Raw genomic sequence first — 17,941 nt, forward strand, 5'->3', positions numbered from 1 at the left:
AAACGCCGGACGGGCTCGATTCGAGCCCGTCCGGCGAGGGAAAGATCCCGTCCGGCCGGAGCGGCGGACGGCCCGGCGGCGGGGTAGCCGCTCTCATATGGATATGGCCGCCCCCGAACCCGTCGTCGTACCCGACCGGCTCGCCTACCGCGTCAAGCGACTCCTCCTCGGCCCGCCGCTCGTCACCGAGCAACTCTCCCGCGAGAAGCTCTCCAACCCGATGGCGCTCGGCGTCCTGGCCTCCGACTGCATGTCCTCCACCGCGTACGGCAGCGAGGAGATGCTGCGCATCCTCGTGCCGGTGGCCGGGGTCGCCGCGTTCACCCTGCTGATGCCGGTGACCGGCGCGATCCTGTTCGTCCTGCTCCTGCTGACGCTCTCCTACCGCGACGTCGTCTCCGTCTACACGCGCGCCGGCGGCTCGTACGTCGTCGCCCGGGAGAACTTCGGCCCGCGCGTGGCGCAGATCGCGGCGGTGGCGCTGCTCGTCGACTACATCGTCACGGTCGCCGTGCAGACCGCCGCCGGCACCGACGCGCTGATCTCCCTCGCCCACCTCACCGGCAAGGGCTACACCGGCATCGACCACCTCAAGCTGCCCATCACCGCGGGCGTGGTGCTGGTGCTGGCGTACGGGAACCTGCGCGGGCTGCGGGAGGCGGGGCGGACGTTCGCGGCGCCGGCGTATCTGTTCATGCTCGCGGTCGCCCTGATGCTGGGCGTCGGTCTCGCCCGGGCCCTGAACGGCGGGCTGCCGCACGCGGACGTCCACGCGCCGGGGGCCGTGCCGCTCGGCTCGCCGGGCTCCGGCTGGCTGTACGGGGTATCGCTGTTCATGGTGCTGCGTGCGTTCGCGAACGGCGGCTCCTCGCTGACGGGCCTGGAGGCGATCTCCAACAGCGTCTCCGCGTTCCGCCGCCCCCAGGGCGTCAACGCCCGCCGCACCCTGACCGTCATGAGCTGCGTCCTGGGCGTCATGGTGCTGGGCGTCTCCACGCTGGCCCACTACACGCACGCCATTCCCTACGTGGACGGCAACCCGACCGTCATCGCCCAGGAGGCCCACCTGGTCTTCGGCCACGGCTGGCCGGGGACCGCCGGGCTCGTGTACGTCCAGCTGGCCACGGCCCTCATCCTCTACACGGGCGCCAACACGCCCTTCACCGGCTTCCCCTTCCTCGCCAGCTTCGTCGCCGAGGACCGCTTCCTGCCCCGGCAGCTGACCCGGCGCGGCCACCGGCTCACCTTCTCCAGCGGCATCATCTGGCTCACGGTCGTCTCGCTGGCGCTGCTGCTGGCGACGGGCGCCAACGTCGACAAGCTCGTCGCGCTGTACGCCATCGGCGTCTTCACCGGCTTCACGATGGCCGCGGCCGGCATGAGCGCCCACTACTGGCGGCGCCGGGAGAGCCACTGGAAGATCGCGGTGAACCTGGTGGCCGCCGTGGTCTCGGCGCTGGTGGTCGTGGTCTTCGCCATCACGAAGTTCACCGAGGGGGCGTGGCTGGTCGTGGTGGTCTTCCCGCTCGGGGTGTGGGCCCTGATCCGCATCAACCGCGAGTACCGGGAGGAGGCCGCGGCCCTGGAGAACGTCCCCGCGTACACCTCGGACCGGCCGCACTGGCGCCGCCACGTCGTGTACGTCCTCGTCGAGAACCTGGACCTCGCCGCGGTCAAGGCGCTGCGGTACGCGCACGAGCTGCGGCCCGACGAGGTGCGGGCGGTGCACATCGTCATCGACGAGGCGCGGGCCCGGCACCTGGTCGAGCGCTGGGACGCGTCCGCGGGCACGACCGTCCCCCTGGAGCTCGTCGACTGCCCCGACCGCCGGCTGCGCCACGCCGTGGCCTCCCTGGCCGCCCGGGTGACGGCCGGCGGCACGACCGCCCTGACCCTGCTGATTCCGCGCCGCACGTACACGCTCCCGATGGGCCGGCTCCTGCACCGGGACACCGGCGAGCAGATGGCGAAGACGCTGGAACAGCTGCCGAACGTCGCCGTGACGATCCTTCCGTTCGACGTCGCGACGGCCATCGAACGGCTGCGCGCCTCGGGGCGCTCCGCCGGCTGACCGCACCCCCTGTCATGACCGTCATGCGATACGCGTATGACACATGCGTGGGTGCGGCGTTACCTTCGCAAGGTCGTCGTGGGCATCGGCGCCCCTGGGAGGAAACACGTGGAGCCGCAGAAGTCGAGGAACGAGACCCGCACCGGGCTGGTGTGCGGCGTTCTGGCCTATGGAATCTGGGGGCTGTTCCCCCTCTACTGGCCGCTGCTGGAACCGGCCGGCGCGCTGGAGATACTCGCGCACCGCATGGTCTGGTCGCTGGCCGCCGTCGTGATCGTGCTGGCCGTGACGCGGCGCTGGGGCTGGATACGCCCGCTGCTGCGGCAGCCCGGGCGCCTCGCGATGGTGGCGCTCGGCGCGCTGGTCATCTCCACGAACTGGGGGATCTACATCTGGGCCGTGAACGCCGGCCATGTGGTGGAGACGTCCCTGGGGTACTTCATCAACCCCCTCGTCACCATCGCCCTCGGCGTCCTGGTGCTGCGCGAGCGGCTGCGCCCGGCGCAGTGGGCCGCGGTGGGGGTCGGCGTGGCGGCCGTCGTCGTGCTGGCCGTCGGTTACGGCAAGCCGCCGTGGATCGCCCTCGCGATCGCGGCCACGTTCAGCACGTACAGCCTCGTCAAGAAGAAGGTCGGGCTGGACGGCCTGGAGTCGATGGCCGCCGAGACGGCCGTGCAGTTCCTGCCCGCGCTGGGACTGCTGCTCTTCCTGGGCGCCCGGGGCGAGTCCACCTTCGCCGCCGAGGGCGCCGGGCACATGGCGCTCCTGCTGGGCACCGGCGTCATCACCGCGCTGCCGCTGATCTCCTTCGGCGCGGCGGCCGTGCGGCTGCCGCTGTCGGTGATCGGCATGCTGCAGTACCTCGCTCCCGTCTTCCAGTTCGCGCTGGGCCTGGCGGTCTTCCACGAGGCGATGCCGGCCGAGCGGTGGGCGGGCTTCGCGCTGGTCTGGCTGGCGCTGGCGATGCTGACCTGGGACGCGCTGCGTACGGCCCGTCACGCTCGGGTGGAGCTGAGGGCCGCTCAGGAGCGGGCGGCCATTGGTAACACAGAAAACACAATTGCCCCGCAGGCAACAGAAGCCACAGCTCAGCCCAATTGAGCCTGCGCCCGATATCCGGAAAGCGGTGTTCGGTGTCCGAAATCCACCCTTGACGGAGTTTCAGGGGGCCCTCAACATCATGGCCACGTCAAATGGAGTTGGGAGCCCCCCATGCTTGAACTCAACGGACCCACCCTGCCGCGAAGATCTCGACGGACCGCCGCCCTGCTCGCCACCGGCGCAGCCGTCACGGCCACCCTGCTCGGCGTCTCCTCCGTCCCGGCGCACGCGGTTCCCACCGCCGCGGTCGCCCACGCCAAGAGCGCCGCGGCACCCGACATATCCGTCGCCAACGTCAAGGCGCATCTCAATCAACTGCAGTCGATAGCCACCGCCAACGGCGGCAACCGCGCGCACGGCCGCAGCGGCTACAAGGCCTCGATCGACTATGTGAAGGGCAAGCTGGACGCCGCCGGCTTCACCACCACCGTCCAGCAGTTCACCTCGAACGGCGCCGTCGGCTACAACCTCATCGCCGACTGGCCCGGCGGCGACGCGAACCACGTCGTCTTCGCCGGAGCCCACCTCGACTCGGTCTCCCGGGGCGCCGGGATCAACGACAACGGCTCGGGGTCCGCCGGCATCCTCGAGGCCGCCCTCACCGTCGCCAAGCAGGGCTACAAGCCCGACAAGCACCTGCGGTTCGCCTGGTGGGGAGCCGAGGAGCTGGGCCTGGTCGGCTCGCAGAACTACGTGCGGCAGCTGCCCGCCACCGAGCGCCAGAAGATCGACGCCTATCTGAACTTCGACATGATCGGCTCGCCCAACCCCGGCTACTTCGTCTACGACGACGACACCAAGCTGGAGGGCGTCTTCAAGGACTTCTTCGCCACCCGGAACATCCAGACCGAGATCGAGACCGAGGGCGACGGCCGCTCGGACCACGCGCCCTTCAAGAACGCGGGCGTCGCGGTCGGCGGTCTCTTCAGCGGCGCCGACTACACCAAGACGGCCTCGCAGGCGGCCAAGTGGGGCGGCACGGCAGGCCAGCCGTTCGACCGCTGCTACCACTCCTCCTGCGACACCACGGCGAACATCAACGACACCGCGCTCGACAACAACAGCGACGCCATCGCGCACGCCATCTGGACGCTGAGCGGCGGCTCCACCACGCCCGGTGGAAAGATCTTCGAGAGCAAGTCGGCGGTCGCCATCCCCGACGCGGGCGCGGCCGTCGAGTCCCCGATCACCGTCAGCGGTGTGACGGGCAACGCGCCCAAGGCGCTCAAGGCCGGGGTCGACATCAAGCACAGCTACCGCGGTGACCTGGTCGTCGACCTCGTCGGGCCGAGCAACCGCAGCTACCGGCTGAAGGACTCGAGCAGCAACGACTCGGCCGCGAACGTCGTGGCCACGTACACGGTCGACGCCTCGGCCGAGCCGGCGAACGGGACCTGGAAGCTTCGCGTCCAGGACGTCGCGGCCCAGGACACCGGCAGCATCAACGGCTGGAAGCTCACCTTCTAGCCCCGGCGTCACCCGGGGAAGCGCAGCATGCCAGGCGGGCCCTGCGAGGGCCCGCCCGGCATCGGCTCAGGCCGTGACGTCCTTCGTCGTGAAGCGCGCCCACGCCGCCGAGCCGAACACCGCCACGTACAGCGCCTGCAGGCCCAGATTGCGCAGCAGCTGGTCCCAGTAGACCGGGTCGCGCAGCAGGTCCGCGAAGCTGAGCCAGTAGTGCGGGAAGAGATAGGGCTGGACGGCGCTCAGCTGCGGGAACTGGTCGAGGATCTGGACCGTGATCAGCAGCCCCACCGTCGTGGCCATCGCGGCGATGCCGCTGCCGGTGAGCGTGGAGACGAACAGACCCAGCGCCGCGAGGCCGGTCAGCGAGGCCGCCACCACCGCCGCGACCAGCAGCATGCGCAGCAGCCCCTCCGTGAACGGCACCGTCGTACCGCTGATCAGCGTGACCTCGCCGACCGGGAAGAGCAGCGCGCCCACCGCCAGCGCCGAGAGGGCGACGACGAGCGTGGCGGCGCAGCAGAAGGCGACGACCGAGGTGAACTTGGCGAGCAGCAGCCTGGTCCGCCCTGCGGGCGCCACGAGCAGATAGCGCAGCGTGCCGGAGCCCGCCTCGCCCGCGATGGCGTCGCCGGCGACCACTCCGATGGCCATCGGCAGGAAGAACGGCAGGGTCGCGGCGAGCGAGGTGAAGACCAGGAAGAGGCCGTTGTTGGTGACCTGGCTGATGAAGGCCGGGCCGCCGCCCCCGTGGCCGGCCGCGCCGCCGTCGCCGGTGTGGACCTTCACCGCGATGCCCACCAGCACCGGCACGGCGGCCAGCACCCCGAGCAGGGCGAGGGTGCGCCAGCGGCGGAAGACGGTGGTGATCTCGCTGCGGAAGAGGGACAGCGCCCACAGCGGGCTCGGAGCGCGGCCCCCGGCCACGCCGGCCGGCTCAGCCCGCGACATCGAAGCCCTCCCCGGTCAGGGCGACGAAGGCGTCCTCCAGGGAGGCCCGCTCGGTGCCGAAGGCCCGTACGCGCACGCCCGCCCGGACGAGCGCGGCGTTGAGGTCGGCGAGCTCCACGGCCTCCCCGGCCGGGAGCTCTCCGCTCACGCGGTCGTCGAGGACCGCCAGGTCGTTCACTCCATGCTCCTTGAGGACGCGGACGGCGTCCGCCGTGTCGGGGGTGGTGACGGTCAGCCGGCCGCGGGTGGAGGAGGCCAGCTCGGCGACGGGGCCCTGGGTCAGGAGCCGGCCCCGGGCCATGACGGCGGCGTGCGTGCAGACCTGCTCGATCTCGTCGAGGAGGTGGGAGGAGAGGAAGACGGTGGTGCCCTCCGCGGCGAGGCCGCGCACCAGGGAGCGGATCTCGCGCATGCCCTGGGGGTCGAGACCGTTGGTCGGCTCGTCGAGGACCAGCAGCTCGCGGGGCTGGAGCAGGGCGGCGGCCAGCCCCAGGCGCTGCTTCATGCCCAGGGAGTACGCCCGCGCCTTCTTTCCCGCGGCGCCCGTGAGCCCCACCCGCTCCAGGGCGACGGCCACCCTGGCCGCGCGGGTGCGGGGGTCGGCCCGCGGGTCGGCGGCGTCGAACCGCAGGAGGTTGTCGCGGCCGGTGAGGAAGCCGTAGAGCGCGGGGCCCTCGATCAGGGCCCCGACCCTGGGCAGCACCCGCCGCACGGCGCGCGGCATCTCCTCGCCGAGCACCCGGGCGCTGCCGGAGGTGGGCTCGATCAGGCCCATGAGCATCCGGATGGTGGTGGTCTTCCCCGACCCGTTGGGGCCGAGGAAGCCGAAGACGCTGCCGCGGGGCACGACGAGGTCGAGCCCGTCGACCGCGAGCTGCCCGCCGCCGTAGCGCTTGGTGAGCCCACGCGTGGCGATCACCGCTTCCGTGGCGGCGGACGGCTCCTGCATCCCATTCCCCCCATACCGGCTGCGCCGCGGGCCTACTTGGCCGCGTTCGCCGCCTTGACCAGTGCGTCCTTGGAGACGGCGCCGATGTAGACCTTGCCGTCGTCCGTCATCAGGGCGTTGACGATCCGGGTGCTGAAGACGCGGCCGGAGCCGAAGTCGCCCGAGACCTTGGAGCCGAAGCTGTCCAGCAGCGCCGCGGCGTCGCCGTTCTTGCCGGCCGCCTTGCCCGCGCTCTTGCCCTTGCCGGACAGGGCGCCGCCGGCGTCCTTGCCCGCGTCGAAGGCGGCGATGGAGGCCCAGCCCTCGCCGGTGACCTTCGGCTCGCCGCCGCCGGTGCCGGGCAGGCCCAGCGCCTCGGGCAGCTTGCCCTTGCGGTCGCGGTCGGCGGACGGGGCGCCCTTGGCGTCGCCCTCGGTCACCTTGGCGCCCTTGGGCGGGGTGAAGGAGAAGGTGTCCGCGCCCGGCTTGCCGAAGTCGACCTTGGTGAAGGCCGCGTCGACGACCGCCTTGCCGCCACTCTTCGGGGCGAGCGTGAACTTCAGCGGCACGCCGTTCTTGGCGTCGATCGCGATCCGCACCGAGCCGACCGTGGACTCGGCCTGCTTCGGCTTGATCACCAGCTGGTAGGCGTCCCGGCCGGCCACCTTGGCCGTGCCGTCGACGGTCATCGTCGTCGAGGAGTCAGCGGCCTCGACGACCTTCTTGGCCAGCTCCTGCGGCGAGGCGCCGGCCAGGTCCTTCGGCAGCTCGCCGGAGGGCTTGTGCGCACCGTCGGCGCCCTTGCCCCGGGGCGCCTTGGAGTGGACGGCGGTGTTGCTGGCGCTGTCGTACGCCCAGACCTCGCCGGCGTTGTGGATGACGCTGTACTCGGCGGCGCGCTCGACGAGCGACAGGCGCTGCCTGTCGGGGCCGTCGACAGCCATGCGCAGCGTGTGGGTGCCGGAGAACAGGGAGGTCAGCTTGGACTCCGGGGAGGGCGCCGGGCCATCCTTCTTGCCGCCGCTGCCGCCGTCCAGGCCGAAGCCCGAGGGCATCGAGGGCAGCCCCAGATCGGTGGTGATCTTGACCGAGCCGGACATCTGCTGGGTGTCGGACGCGGCCATCTTGGCTATGAGGTCCTGCGCGCTGATCCTGGGCAGGTCCGGGTCGCCGGTGCTGGCGAGCGCCGAGCCGATGCCGATCGTGGCGGCGGCGATGCCGGCCACCGCGACCGGTACCGCGTAACGGACGGCCTTGCGGCGGCCCGTGGCCGCCCGGGACGCGCCGCCCTCGCCCGTACCGTCGGCCCCGTCGGTGCCCGGTGTCGGATGGATCCGTGACATGTGCTCTACCTCCGTCGTCGGCGGCGGTCTGTAGCGTCGTGCACTCGCCCACACCCAGGCTCATTGTGGCCCGACCGCTCAATGGTGGCGCGGGAGTCCGGGGTTTCCCCCGGAGAAGACGCTTTCCATTCCACCAAAACGGCCACGCGCAGTCGTCAGCCGACGGGATCAAGTCACCGTACGTCTCCGGTATGACGCCCCCTAAGGGCACCACCGCCGGAAGACGGAGCGGCCGGGCTCAGCCGGCCCGGTGCACCACCGCGTCGCAGAGCTGCTCGAGCGCCGTCTTCGCGGAGCAGTCGGGCAGCGGCGCCAGCGTCGCGCGCGCCTCCTGGGCATAGCGGACGGTGTCGCGCCGGGCCTGCTCCAGGGCGGGGTGGGCGCGCAGCCGGCGCAGCACCTCGGCGAGCAGGTCGTCGTCGGCGAGGTCGCCGTCGAGCAGCTCGCACAGCTCCAGGTCCTCCGGCGCGCCCGTGGCCGCGGCTCTGGCGCGCAGGTGCAGCACCGGCAGGGTCGGGATGCCCTCGCGCAGGTCCGTGCCGGGGGTCTTGCCGGACTCGTGGGAGTCGCTGGCGATGTCCAGCACGTCGTCGGCGAGCTGGAAGGCCACGCCGAGCCGCTCACCGTAGTGGGTGAGGATCTCGACGATGCGCTCGTCGGCGCCGGACATCATCGCGCCGTACCGCCCGGCGACGGCGATGAGCGAGCCGGTCTTGCCGGCGATGACGTCGAGGTAGTGCTCGATCGGGTCGCGCCCGTCGCGCGGCCCCGCCGTCTCCAGGATCTGGCCGGTCACCAGGCGCTCGAACGCCTCGGCCTGGATACGGACGGCCTCCGGGCCCAGGTCGGCGAGTATCCGCGAGGCGCGGGAGAAGAGGAAGTCGCCCGTGAGGACCGCCACGGAGTTGCCCCAGCGGGCGTTGGCGCTGTCCACGCCGCGCCGCACCTCGGCCTCGTCCATGACGTCGTCGTGGTAGAGCGTCGCCAGGTGGGTGAGCTCGACGACCACGGCCGAGGGCACCACGCCCGGGGCGTACGGGTCGCCGAACTGGGCGGCCAGCATCACCAGCAGCGGGCGGAACCGCTTGCCGCCGGCCTGCACGAGGTGCTGGGCGGCCTCGGTGATGAAGGGGACGCCGCTCTTCGTCGCCTCGAGGAGTCCCTCCTCGACAGCGGCCAACCCGGCCTGGACATCGGCTTCAAGAGCCTGGTCCCGCACGCTCAGCCCAAAAGGCCCGACGACGGTCACGAGGGGTACTCCTGTCTGCCTGCGAACACGGGGATTGTCGATGTGTCGCTGTCTTGCCAAAAGTCAGCGTATCCGGTCGGCTGTCGATCACCGTGGCCGCCTGCCTATTCGATCGCTCTCCGCCGACCGTCCCCGTGCTGGGTACCCCCGTGTCCTCAAGGGCCGGACGGGCTGGATTTCCAGCCCGTCCGGCCCTTGAGGCGGAGCCTTCGGTCACATCGCCGCCACCGCCCTGGCCAGACGGGGCGAGGCGTACTCGGTGCCGCACACGAACCGCATCACCGGGCCGAAGCTGGCCGCCGCCGGCAGGCCGGTGAAGAACAGCCCCGGCACCGAGGAGTGGTAGCCGGCGCCGAGCCGGGGGCCGCCCGCGCTCACCGCGAGCCGGGTGCGCAGCCCGGGCCCGAGGAAGTCCAGGGCCGCCACGTCCACGCGGTAGCCGGTCGCCGCGATGACGTGGTCGGCGCGCAGCTCGTTCTCCGGGCCGTCCACGTCGCCGGCCAGGGTCAGCACCGGGCGCCCGGCCTCCACCCGCGCCCGCACGATCTGCTTGCCCTCGGTCACCTGGACCCGGCCCACGAACCGATCCCGCAGCCACCACGCCCCCAGCGGCCCCAGCACCCGGCGCACCAGGAAGGCCCGGGTGGGCGCCGGAAGGTGGCGGAAACCGTCCGCGTGATACGAGAACGCGTACAGCGACCAGGCCCGCCCGAACGGGGTGTCCGGCTTCAGCGGCGACTGCCCGTCCGGGGCCGCCCCGAACCGCACCGCACCGCGCCGCCGCGCGAGAACCCGCACCGAGCCCGCGCCCGCCTCGGCCAGCAGCACCGCCGTCTCCAGCGCGGACTGCCCGGCGCCGACGACCACCACGTCCCGGCCGGCGAAGACCGACAGGTCGCGGTGTTGCGAGCTGTGCGAGAGGGGGCCGCTCGCCGAGGGCCCGTCCGGCACGGCCGCGGCCAGCTCGGGCGGCAGTTGCGCGAACCCGCTCAGGCCCGTGGCCACCACCACGGCCCGCGCGGCGAACTGCTCCCCCGAGTCCAGCTTCAGCTCGAAGCCCGAGCCCGAGGTGCGCCGCTCCACCGACACCACGCGCTCCCGCTCCAGGGCGGGCACCAGGCGCTGCTGGAACCACAGGCCGTAGCTCGCGAACGTCTCGACCGGAATGGCGTCCCAGTCCGATTCGTACCGCCGCTCCCCCATGTCCTGGCAGAAGTCGAAGAGGGTGTGGCCCGGCTGCGGGGCGTCGATGTTCGAGGCGACGGGGGTGGATTTGAGCAGCATCCCGGCGGGCATGTGCTCCCGCCAGCTCACCATCGGCGAGCCGAAGACGCGCGTCGGCACGGAGCGCGCCTTCAGATGAGCTGCGGTCGAGAGGCCGTACGGACCGGCCCCGATGACGGCTACGGGAAGTGTCACGGGTCCCCTCCCAGGGCGTGACCCGGCGGCGGGCCGGGCGACGTCGATACGCGGTTTTCAGTCGGCTTGCTCGGCGACGGCGGCGGAGCGGCGCCTGGAGCGCCACAACTGCCACAGATGCCGCGCGCCCGGCCGCACGAACCGGGCGAGCATGGTGAAGAACGGCTTCATGTCGTCACGGGCCACCCACGCCAGCTCCGTGCCGCTCGCCCGGGCGGGGGCGTGGGGGGTGGTGTAGCCGCTGCGACGGTAGGCGGCGAAGGCGGGCAGGTCGATGTTCTCCACGATGAAGCGGCGGCCCGTGAGCTGCTCGGCCTCCGGGACGGGCCGACCGGTCAGGTCCAGGTGCTGGGCCCGTACGACGTCGATGCCGGCCTCGTTCTCGAAGAGCCGGAACTGGGCTCCCATCCGGGGGTTGAAGTCCAGCAGCTTGTACCGGCCGTCGCGCCGGTCGAACCGCCAGTCCAGGTCGATGATTCCGCAGAAGCCGATCTGCTTGATGAACTGCGCGGCCATGGCGGCCAGTTCCGGATTGTCCACGACGTAGGCGTTGGCGGTCATGCCCGCGTGGGGCGGCCAGGAGCGCACCTTCACGCCCGTGAACATCGCCAGCGGGGTGCTCTCGGCGTCGAAGTAGGCGTGGACGATCCAGTCCTCGGCCTCCTCACGGGGCAGGTACTCCTGCAGGATCACCCCCGGCGAGGGCCCCCAGCCGCGCGCCAGCTCCAGCAGCTCGCGCGGGCCGCCGATGCGGGTCGTGCCGTGCACGGCGGGGTGCGAGCGCCGCTCGAAGGCCTCGCGGTTCTTGGCCACCAGCGGGAAGGAGGCGACCGAGGCGTACTTCTCGATCTCCTCGTACGAGGCCGGGAACAGCGCGGAGGGGGAGGGCACCCCGTGCTCCGCGCACAGCTCGTGCAGCCCCTGCTTGCTCGCCAGGCGGCGCGGCAGCGCCCGCTCGACGGGCGGGAAGAGGAAGGAGCCCGCCAGGGCCTCGGCGTGCTCGGCGATCAGCACGGCCGCTTCCTCGTCGGTGGGGATCAGCACCGCCGGCCGGCCGATCCTGCGTCCGATCCGCAGCAGACCCGCCACCAGCTCCTCCGGACGCTCGGTGCCGGTGGTCGGCCAGACGAAGCCGGAGCGCAGATAGCGGGAGAGGGCGGCGGGAGTCCATCTGTCCTCGGTGACGGCGTACATCGGGACACCCAGCCGGCCCAGGCTCCGGATCGCGCCCACCCCGCCGTGGTGCAGGGGATAGTCGCCGATCTTCACAATCAGCCCGGGTACGGACCGGTCCGCCGCTACGGGCGCGCTCCTGCTCGCCACCAGCACCCCCCTCGGCCACCCAGCCTCAGCGGCCCCCCACTGTGTGTGACCCGACTTAGGACGCTACTTCGGAATCGCCGCGTCCAGCAAGGAGTTACCGGACATTGCCTTCCCTTTGGCCTCCGGTCGGACACCTGTCGGACAGCTCTTGCCCATAAGCGGTCACCACGTAATGTGTGGATCGGCCCACAGGTTCGCAAGGAGCGTCCAGGAGAAGGCGAGGCAGCGTCCCATGCCCCAGCACCACCCCCGTGAGCTGCCCGAAGGCGACCCCTTCGGCGCACACACTCTCCCGTACGGCGTCTTCACCACCGCGGACGCGCCCGACCGCCCGCGCATCGGAGTCCGCTACGGCGCGCACGTCCTCGACGCGGCCGCCGCGGCCGCCGCGCACGGTTCCGCTTACGCCCCGCTGCTGGCCGCGCCGACCCTCAACCCGCTGATGGCGGCGGGGCGGCAGGTGTGGCAGGCGGTACGGACGGAGATCCGCGGCTGGATCACCGGCGAGGCGCACTTCCACCCGCTCGCGGACGTGACGCTGCGCCTGCCGTTCGAGGTCGCCGACTACGTCGACTTCTACGCGAGCGAGCACCACGCCACCAACGTCGGCCGCATCTTCCGCCCGAACGGCGAGGCGCTGACCCCGAACTGGAAGCACCTGCCGATCGGCTACCACGGCCGCGCCGGCACGGTCGTGGTCTCCGGCACGGACGTCGTGCGCCCCCAGGGCCAGCGCAAGGCCCCCGCCGACGATGCCCCCTCCTTCGGTCCCTCCCTCCGGCTGGACATCGAGGCCGAGGTCGCCTTCGTCGTCGGCACCCCCGCGCCGGACCACACGCCGGTGCCGCTCGACGCCTTCCGCGAGCACGTCTTCGGCGTCTGCCTCCTCAACGACTGGTCGGCCCGCGACCTGCAGGCCTGGGAGTACGTGCCGCTCGGCCCGTTCCTCGGCAAGTCCTTCGCGACGTCCGTCTCGGCGTGGGTCACCCCGCTGGACGCCTTCGACGAGGCGCGCACGGCGCCGCCGGAGCGCACCCACCCGCTGCTGCCCTACCTCGACGACTCCGCCGCCGAGCCCGGCGGCATCGACCTGCGCATCGAGGTGAGCATCAACGGCGAGACCGTCTCCCGGCCGCCGTTCGCCGCCATGTACTGGACGGCCGCCCAGCAGCTCGCCCACATGACGGTCAACGGGGCCTCGCTGCGCACGGGCGACCTCTACGCCTCGGGCACGGTCAGCGGCCCCGAGCCCGACCAGCTGGGCTGCCTGCTCGAGCTGACCCAGGGCAAGGGCCCCTGGCTGGCGGACGGCGACGAGGTCACGCTCACCGCGTGGGCCCCCGGCCCGGACGGCGCCCGCATCGGGCTCGGCGAGGTCTCCGGCCGCATCGTGCCGGCGCGCACGGCGGGATAGGGCGCGTGAACGGGGGACTCACGCTGCCGGAGGAACTGCTGCTGCTCGCGCACGACCCGGTGGACGGAAAGAAGCTGTGCGCGTCCCGGGACCTTCAGTACGGCCTGGCCGGGGCCGTACTGGCGGAGCTGGAACTGCACGGCTGCATACGGCAGGAGGACGGGCGACCGGTGGCGGTCGCCGGGGCGGCCTCGCCGGCCAGTGCCCTGCTCTCCGTGCCGCTGTGGAGGCTGCGCTCGCCCGGCGGGCGCGGCCCGAAGACCTACAAGTGGATACGGACCAACGCCAAGGGCCAGGAAGAGGCCTGGGTGATGGGGCTGCTGCAGCGGGGGGCCCTGCGGGTGGAGCGGCGGTTCGCCGGCATCGTCCGGCGGTCGCGCTACCCGGTGGGCACGGTCGACCTCACCACCCCGGCGCGCGCCTCCTTCGACGCGGCCCTGCGCGCGGGCTTCCCCGATCCGCGCAGCCGGGCGCTGGCCTCGCTGCTGTCCGCGACCGGCATCGCCAGGGTGCTCTACCCGGGTTGGGGCGCGCGCCGGGACCGCAAGGCCATGCGCCGTCTCATGCGCGACGGCTGGATCTCCTACGCCGTGCACCGCAACGTCGTGGCGGGCTCCGGCTCGTCCGACGGCGGCAGCGGCGGTGACGGAGGCGGCGGAGACAGCTGTGGCGGTGGCGGCGGCTGCGGCGGTGGGGGCGGCTGTGGGGGAGGCGGCGGCGACTGACCGCTGCTAGCTTGTCGTGTCCAGTTCCAACCGGGGCCGGACACGACGAAGGAGAGAGCGCACGTGCGCAAGGCAGTACAGATCACGGGGGCGGCGCTCATCGCCGCTGTGCTGATGACCGGTTGCAGCAAGAGCAGCGACGACGGTGACAAGAAGACGGACGCCAAGCCCAGCGCGGACGCCGGGCAGCAGACGCCCGGCGGCGAGGCCCCGAAGGACAAGCCGGCGGACAAGCCGGCGGACAAGCCGGAGGGCAAGCCCGTCACGGCCGCCGAGCTCGCGGGCGGCTGGTCGAACGGCGGCAAGCTGACCGACAAGAGCATGGTCATCCTGTCGTTCGCCCAGAACACGGTGATGCTCAGCGGCAAGACCGCCTGCTCGGGCACGCTCGTCGACAACTCCCAGCCGGCGACGATCACCATCAAGCACTGCCAGGACGGCAGCACCGACTACTCCAAGGGCACCATCAAGAACTTCGACGGCAAGTCCTTCACGGTGGCCTGGGCCTCCGGCAAGGAGGACAAGATGTCCAAGGCTGTGGGCGGCGACGGCAAGCCCGTCGTCCCCGTGAAGCCTGCCGGCTGAACTCACCGGCATCACCGGCACCCGCAGACATGCCGCCGCCCGGCGCCCCTCCACTGGGACACCGGGCGTCGGGATGAGCGGTGTCCGGCGGCTACCTCACGAACGTCCCCGCCTGGCCCGCCAGCTCGAGGAAGTACTGAGGCGCCACACCGAGGACGACCGTGACCGCGACGCCCACGGCGATGGCCGTGGACGTCAGCGGGCTCGGCACGGCGACGGTCGGGCCGTCGGCCTTCGGCTCGCTGAAGAACATCAGCACGATCACCCGGATGTAGAAGAACGCGGCGATCGCCGACGACAGCACGCCGACGATGACCAGCGGCGCCGCCCCGCCCTGCGCGGCCGCCTTGAAGACGGCGAACTTGCCGGCGAAGCCGCTGGTGAGCGGGATGCCCGCGAAGGCCAGCAGGAAGACCGCGAACACCGCCGCCACCAGCGGCGAACGGCGCCCGAGCCCCGCCCACTTGGCCAGGTGGGTCGCCTCGCCGCCGGCGTCGCGCACCAGCGTCACCACCGCGAAGGCGCCGAGGGTGACGAAGGAGTACGCGGCCAGGTAGAAGAGCACCGAGGAGATGCCGTCGGGGGTGGTGGCGATGACGCCGGCGAGGATGAAGCCGGCGTGGGCGATGGAGGAGTAGGCCAGCAGCCGCTTCACATCGGTCTGGGTGACGGCCACGATCGCGCCGACCAGCATCGTGACGATCGCGACGCCCCACATCACGGGCCGCCAGTCCCAGCGCAGCCCCGGCAGGACGACGTACAGCAGCCGCAGCAGGGCGCCGAAGGCGGCGACCTTCGTCGCGGCCGCCATGAAGCCGGTGACCGGCGTGGGGGCGCCCTGATAGACATCGGGCGTCCACATGTGGAACGGTACCGCCCCCACCTTGAACAGCAGTCCCATCAGCACCAGGGCGCCGCCGATCAGCAACAGGGCGTCGTTGCCCATCGTGCCGGCCAGCGCGGGGTCGAGGGTGCGGGTGGCGCCGCTGACGACGTCCGCGATGCCGGAGTAGGTGACCGTGCCGGCGTAGCCGTACAGCAGCGCCACCCCGAAGAGAAGGAAGGCGGAGGAGAAGGCGCCCAGGAGGAAGTACTTGACCGCCGACTCCTGCGAGAGCAGCCGCTGGCGGCGGGCCAGGGCGCACAGCACGTACAGCGGGAGGGAGAAGACCTCCAGCGCGACGAAGAGCGTCAGCAGGTCGTTGGCGGCGGGGAAGACGAGCATGCCGCCGATCGCGAAGAGCGTGAGCGGAAAGACCTCGGTGGTCGCGAGGCCCGCCCGGACGGCCTTGCGCTCGGCTTCGCCGCCGGGCACGGCGGCTGCCTGGGCGGCGAAGGAGTCCACCGGCCGGCCGTGCGCCGCCGGGTCGAGCCGGCGCTCGGCGAAGGTGAACACCGCGACCACGCCGACCAGGAGCACGGTGCCCTGGAGGAACAGCGCGGGGCCGTCGACGGCGACCGCCCCCATGGCGGCGATGTGCGCCTTGTCCGAGGCGTAGCCGCTCGCCGCCAGCGCGACGACGGCGGAGAAGGCGGCGGCCAGGCCGACGACGGTCAGCAGGAGCTGGGCGTGGTAGCGGGCCCGGCGCGGCAGGAAGGCCTCGGCGAGGATGCCCAGGACGGCGGCGCCGAGCACGATCAGTGTCGGCGAGAGCTGGGCGTACTCGATGTGCGGGCCGGGGATTTTCTTCGGCGCCTCGGCCGCCGCCAGTGTCCACAGGCTGTGGACAGATGCTGCGTGGCTCACTTCGCGGCCTCCACATCGTTCACACGACGGTCATTCACTGGGCTGGCGGGCTCGGGGTCGCTCTTCTCCACCTGCGACAGCGTGTGCTCGACGGCGGGGTCGAGGATCCGGGTCACCGGCTTGGGATAGACGCCGAGGAAGAGCAGCAGCGCGATCAGCGGTGCGACGACCGCGAGCTCGCGCACCCGCAGGTCGGGCATCGTGCGCACCGCCTCCTTCACCGGGCCGGTCATGGTGCGCTGGTAGAGCACCAGGACGTAGAGCGCGGCCAGCACGATGCCGACGCTCGCGATGACGCCGACGACCGGATAGCGGCTGAACGTGCCGACCAGGACGAGGAATTCGGAGACGAAGGGCGCGAGCCCGGGCAGCGACAGCGTGGCCAGACCGCCGACGAGGAAGGTGCCCGCCAGGACGGGTGCCACGCTCTGGACGCCGCCGTAGTCGGCGATGAGCCGGGAGCCGCGCCGGGAGATCAGGAAGCCCGCGACCAGCATCAGCGCGGCCGTGGAGATCCCGTGGTTGACCATGTAGAGCGTGGCGCCGGCCTGGCCCTGGGTGGTCATCGCGAAGATGCCCAGGACGATGAAGCCGAAGTGGGAGATCGAGGCGTAGGCGATCAGGCGCTTGATGTCGCGCTGGCCGACCGCGAGCAGCGCCCCGTAGAGGATGCTGATCAGCGACAGCACCAGGATCACCGGAGTCGCCCACTTCGACGCCTCCGGGAACAGCTGGAGGCAGAAGCGGAGCATGGCGAACGTGCCGACCTTGTCGACCACCGCGGTGATCAGCACCGCGACGGGGGCGGTGGCCTCGCCCATGGCGTTGGGCAGCCAGGTGTGCAGCGGCCACAGCGGCGCCTTGACGGCGAAGGCGAAGAAGAAGCCGAGGAACAGGGCGCGTTCGGTGGTGGTCGCGAACTCCAGCTTGCCGTCGGCGCGGGCCTGGACGATCTCCGTGAGGGAGAAGGTGCCGGTGCCCAGCTGGTGAGCGGTGACGGCGTAGAGCCCGATGACGGCGGCCAGCATGATCAGTCCGCCGACGAGGTTGTAGAGCAGGAACTTCACGGCGGCGTAGCTGCGCTGGGCCGCGCTCTCCGCCTCGCCGCGCTCCCCCGCCCGGTCGCCGAAGCCGCCGATGAGGAAGTACATCGGGATGAGCATGGCTTCGAAGAAGATGTAGAAGAGGAAGACGTCGGTGGCCTCGAAGGCGATCACCACCATCGCCTCGACCATGAGGATCAGCGCGAAGAAGCCCTGGGTGGGCCGCCAGCGCGTCGAGGTGTCCTCCAGGGGGTCGGCGTCGTGCCAGCCCGCCAGGATGACGAACGGCACCAGCAGCGCGGTCAGTGCGATGAGCACCACCGCGATGCCGTCCACGCCCAGGTCGTACCGCACCCCGAAGTCCTCGATCCAGGCGTGCGACTCGGTGAGCTGGAACGGGCCCTTCGCGCCGGGGTCGAAGCGCACGAGCTGGGCCGCCGCGAGCGCCAGGGTGGCGAGCGAGAAGGCCAGGGCCAGCCACTTGGCGGCCGTGCGGCGCGCGGCCGGTACGGCGGCGGTGGCGACCGCCCCGAGGGCGGGCACCGCCGCCGTGGCCGTCAGCAGGGGAAATGACATGA

At 71.9% G+C, this 17,941-nt stretch carries 14 protein-coding genes; 6 read left to right on the forward strand and 8 right to left on the reverse strand.

The genetic code is table 11. The annotated features are described in order from the left end of the window. Positions 1-103: 103 nt before the first annotated feature. The 3 genes from ACIGXW_RS27250 (at position 104) to ACIGXW_RS27260 (ending at position 4,639) form a co-directional block, all read left to right on the forward strand. Positions 104-2,071 carry an APC family permease gene (locus tag ACIGXW_RS27250; protein ID WP_399575371.1) on the forward strand — a complete coding sequence of 656 codons (1,968 nt, stop codon included), beginning with the start codon at positions 104-106 and terminating at the stop codon, positions 2,069-2,071. Between the two features lie 36 nt (positions 2,072-2,107). Further along, positions 2,108-3,172 carry an EamA family transporter RarD gene (gene rarD, locus ACIGXW_RS27255; protein ID WP_399575372.1) on the forward strand — a complete coding sequence of 355 codons (1,065 nt, stop codon included), beginning with the start codon at positions 2,108-2,110 and terminating at the stop codon, positions 3,170-3,172. 111 nt (positions 3,173-3,283) lie between these two features. Then, positions 3,284-4,639 (forward strand): M28 family metallopeptidase, encoded by a 1,356-nt coding sequence (locus tag ACIGXW_RS27260; protein ID WP_399575373.1) that lies wholly within the window; start codon positions 3,284-3,286, stop codon positions 4,637-4,639. Positions 4,640-4,705: 66 nt separating this feature from the next. Here ACIGXW_RS27260 and ACIGXW_RS27265 read toward each other — a convergent pair whose 3' ends face one another. From ACIGXW_RS27265 to ACIGXW_RS27290, 6 genes are all read right to left on the reverse strand, one after another. Beyond that, the gene (locus ACIGXW_RS27265) at positions 4,706-5,587 is read right to left on the reverse strand and encodes an ABC transporter permease (protein WP_071964068.1); all 882 of its coding nucleotides are present in this window, start codon (positions 5,585-5,587) and stop codon (positions 4,706-4,708) included. After that, on the reverse strand, positions 5,574-6,536 hold the full coding sequence (locus ACIGXW_RS27270) for an ATP-binding cassette domain-containing protein (protein ID WP_399575374.1): 963 nt from the start codon (positions 6,534-6,536) through the stop codon (positions 5,574-5,576). Before ACIGXW_RS27270 ends, ACIGXW_RS27265 begins: the two co-directional genes overlap by 14 nt. A gap of 32 nt (positions 6,537-6,568) precedes the next feature. Next, a complete protein-coding gene (locus tag ACIGXW_RS27275; protein ID WP_071964070.1) occupies positions 6,569-7,858 on the reverse strand; it encodes a DUF2092 domain-containing protein in 1,290 nt (429 codons plus the stop codon). Positions 7,859-8,096: 238 nt separating this feature from the next. Continuing rightward, on the reverse strand, positions 8,097-9,107 hold the full coding sequence (locus ACIGXW_RS27280) for a polyprenyl synthetase family protein (protein WP_399575375.1): 1,011 nt from the start codon (positions 9,105-9,107) through the stop codon (positions 8,097-8,099). Between the two features lie 213 nt (positions 9,108-9,320). After that, entirely contained in the window at positions 9,321-10,526 is a 1,206-nt protein-coding gene (locus ACIGXW_RS27285) for an NAD(P)-binding domain-containing protein (RefSeq protein WP_399575376.1), read from the reverse strand. Between the two features lie 57 nt (positions 10,527-10,583). After that, complete coding sequence (locus ACIGXW_RS27290; protein ID WP_399575434.1) at positions 10,584-11,852, reverse strand: ATP-grasp domain-containing protein; 1,269 nt, start codon at positions 11,850-11,852, stop codon at positions 10,584-10,586. A gap of 229 nt (positions 11,853-12,081) precedes the next feature. Here ACIGXW_RS27290 and fahA point away from each other — a divergent pair, with 229 nt between their 5' ends. The 3 genes from fahA to ACIGXW_RS27305 all read left to right on the forward strand — a co-directional run bounded on the left by fahA (position 12,082) and on the right by ACIGXW_RS27305 (position 14,573). Beyond that, on the forward strand, positions 12,082-13,263 hold the full coding sequence (fahA, locus tag ACIGXW_RS27295) for a fumarylacetoacetase (protein ID WP_399575377.1): 1,182 nt from the start codon (positions 12,082-12,084) through the stop codon (positions 13,261-13,263). A 5-nt stretch (positions 13,264-13,268) separates the two neighbouring features. Beyond that, the gene (locus tag ACIGXW_RS27300) at positions 13,269-13,988 is read left to right on the forward strand and encodes a GPP34 family phosphoprotein (RefSeq protein ID WP_399575378.1); all 720 of its coding nucleotides are present in this window, start codon (positions 13,269-13,271) and stop codon (positions 13,986-13,988) included. Positions 13,989-14,051: 63 nt separating this feature from the next. Then, complete coding sequence (locus ACIGXW_RS27305; RefSeq protein ID WP_399575379.1) at positions 14,052-14,573, forward strand: hypothetical protein; 522 nt, start codon at positions 14,052-14,054, stop codon at positions 14,571-14,573. 91 nt (positions 14,574-14,664) lie between these two features. On the opposite strand, the gene nuoN is transcribed toward ACIGXW_RS27305, so the two are convergent. Together nuoN and ACIGXW_RS27315 are read right to left on the reverse strand one after the other, a co-directional pair. Further along, positions 14,665-16,320: an NADH-quinone oxidoreductase subunit NuoN gene (gene nuoN / locus ACIGXW_RS27310; RefSeq protein WP_071964079.1), complete on the reverse strand. Its 1,656-nt coding sequence runs from the start codon at positions 16,318-16,320 to the stop codon at positions 14,665-14,667. Continuing rightward, positions 16,317-17,939, reverse strand: a complete 1,623-nt coding sequence (locus ACIGXW_RS27315; protein WP_399575380.1) for an NADH-quinone oxidoreductase subunit M — start codon at positions 17,937-17,939, stop codon at positions 16,317-16,319. The genes nuoN and ACIGXW_RS27315 overlap by 4 nt, the downstream gene beginning before the upstream one ends. Positions 17,940-17,941 lie beyond the last annotated feature (2 nt).

It is taken from the genome of Streptomyces sp. NPDC053079, assembly GCF_044546695.1.
Lineage (GTDB): Bacteria > Actinomycetota > Actinomycetes > Streptomycetales > Streptomycetaceae > Streptomyces.

What these genes read in the sequence shown, in the direction of transcription:
- ACIGXW_RS27250 (WP_399575371.1), top strand. Translation starts at nt 104, where the DNA reads ATGGCCGCCCCCGAACCCGTCGTCGTACCCGACCGGCTCGCCTACCGC.
- rarD (WP_399575372.1), top strand. Translation starts at nt 2,108, where the DNA reads ATGACACATGCGTGGGTGCGGCGTTACCTTCGCAAGGTCGTCGTGGGC.
- ACIGXW_RS27260 (WP_399575373.1), top strand. Translation starts at nt 3,284, where the DNA reads ATGCTTGAACTCAACGGACCCACCCTGCCGCGAAGATCTCGACGGACC.
- ACIGXW_RS27265 (WP_071964068.1), bottom strand. Translation starts at nt 5,587, where the DNA reads ATGTCGCGGGCTGAGCCGGCCGGCGTGGCCGGGGGCCGCGCTCCGAGC.
- ACIGXW_RS27270 (WP_399575374.1), bottom strand. Translation starts at nt 6,536, where the DNA reads ATGCAGGAGCCGTCCGCCGCCACGGAAGCGGTGATCGCCACGCGTGGG.
- ACIGXW_RS27275 (WP_071964070.1), bottom strand. Translation starts at nt 7,858, where the DNA reads ATGTCACGGATCCATCCGACACCGGGCACCGACGGGGCCGACGGTACG.
- fahA (WP_399575377.1), top strand. Translation starts at nt 12,082, where the DNA reads ATGCCCCAGCACCACCCCCGTGAGCTGCCCGAAGGCGACCCCTTCGGC.
- ACIGXW_RS27315 (WP_399575380.1), bottom strand. Translation starts at nt 17,939, where the DNA reads ATGTCATTTCCCCTGCTGACGGCCACGGCGGCGGTGCCCGCCCTCGGG.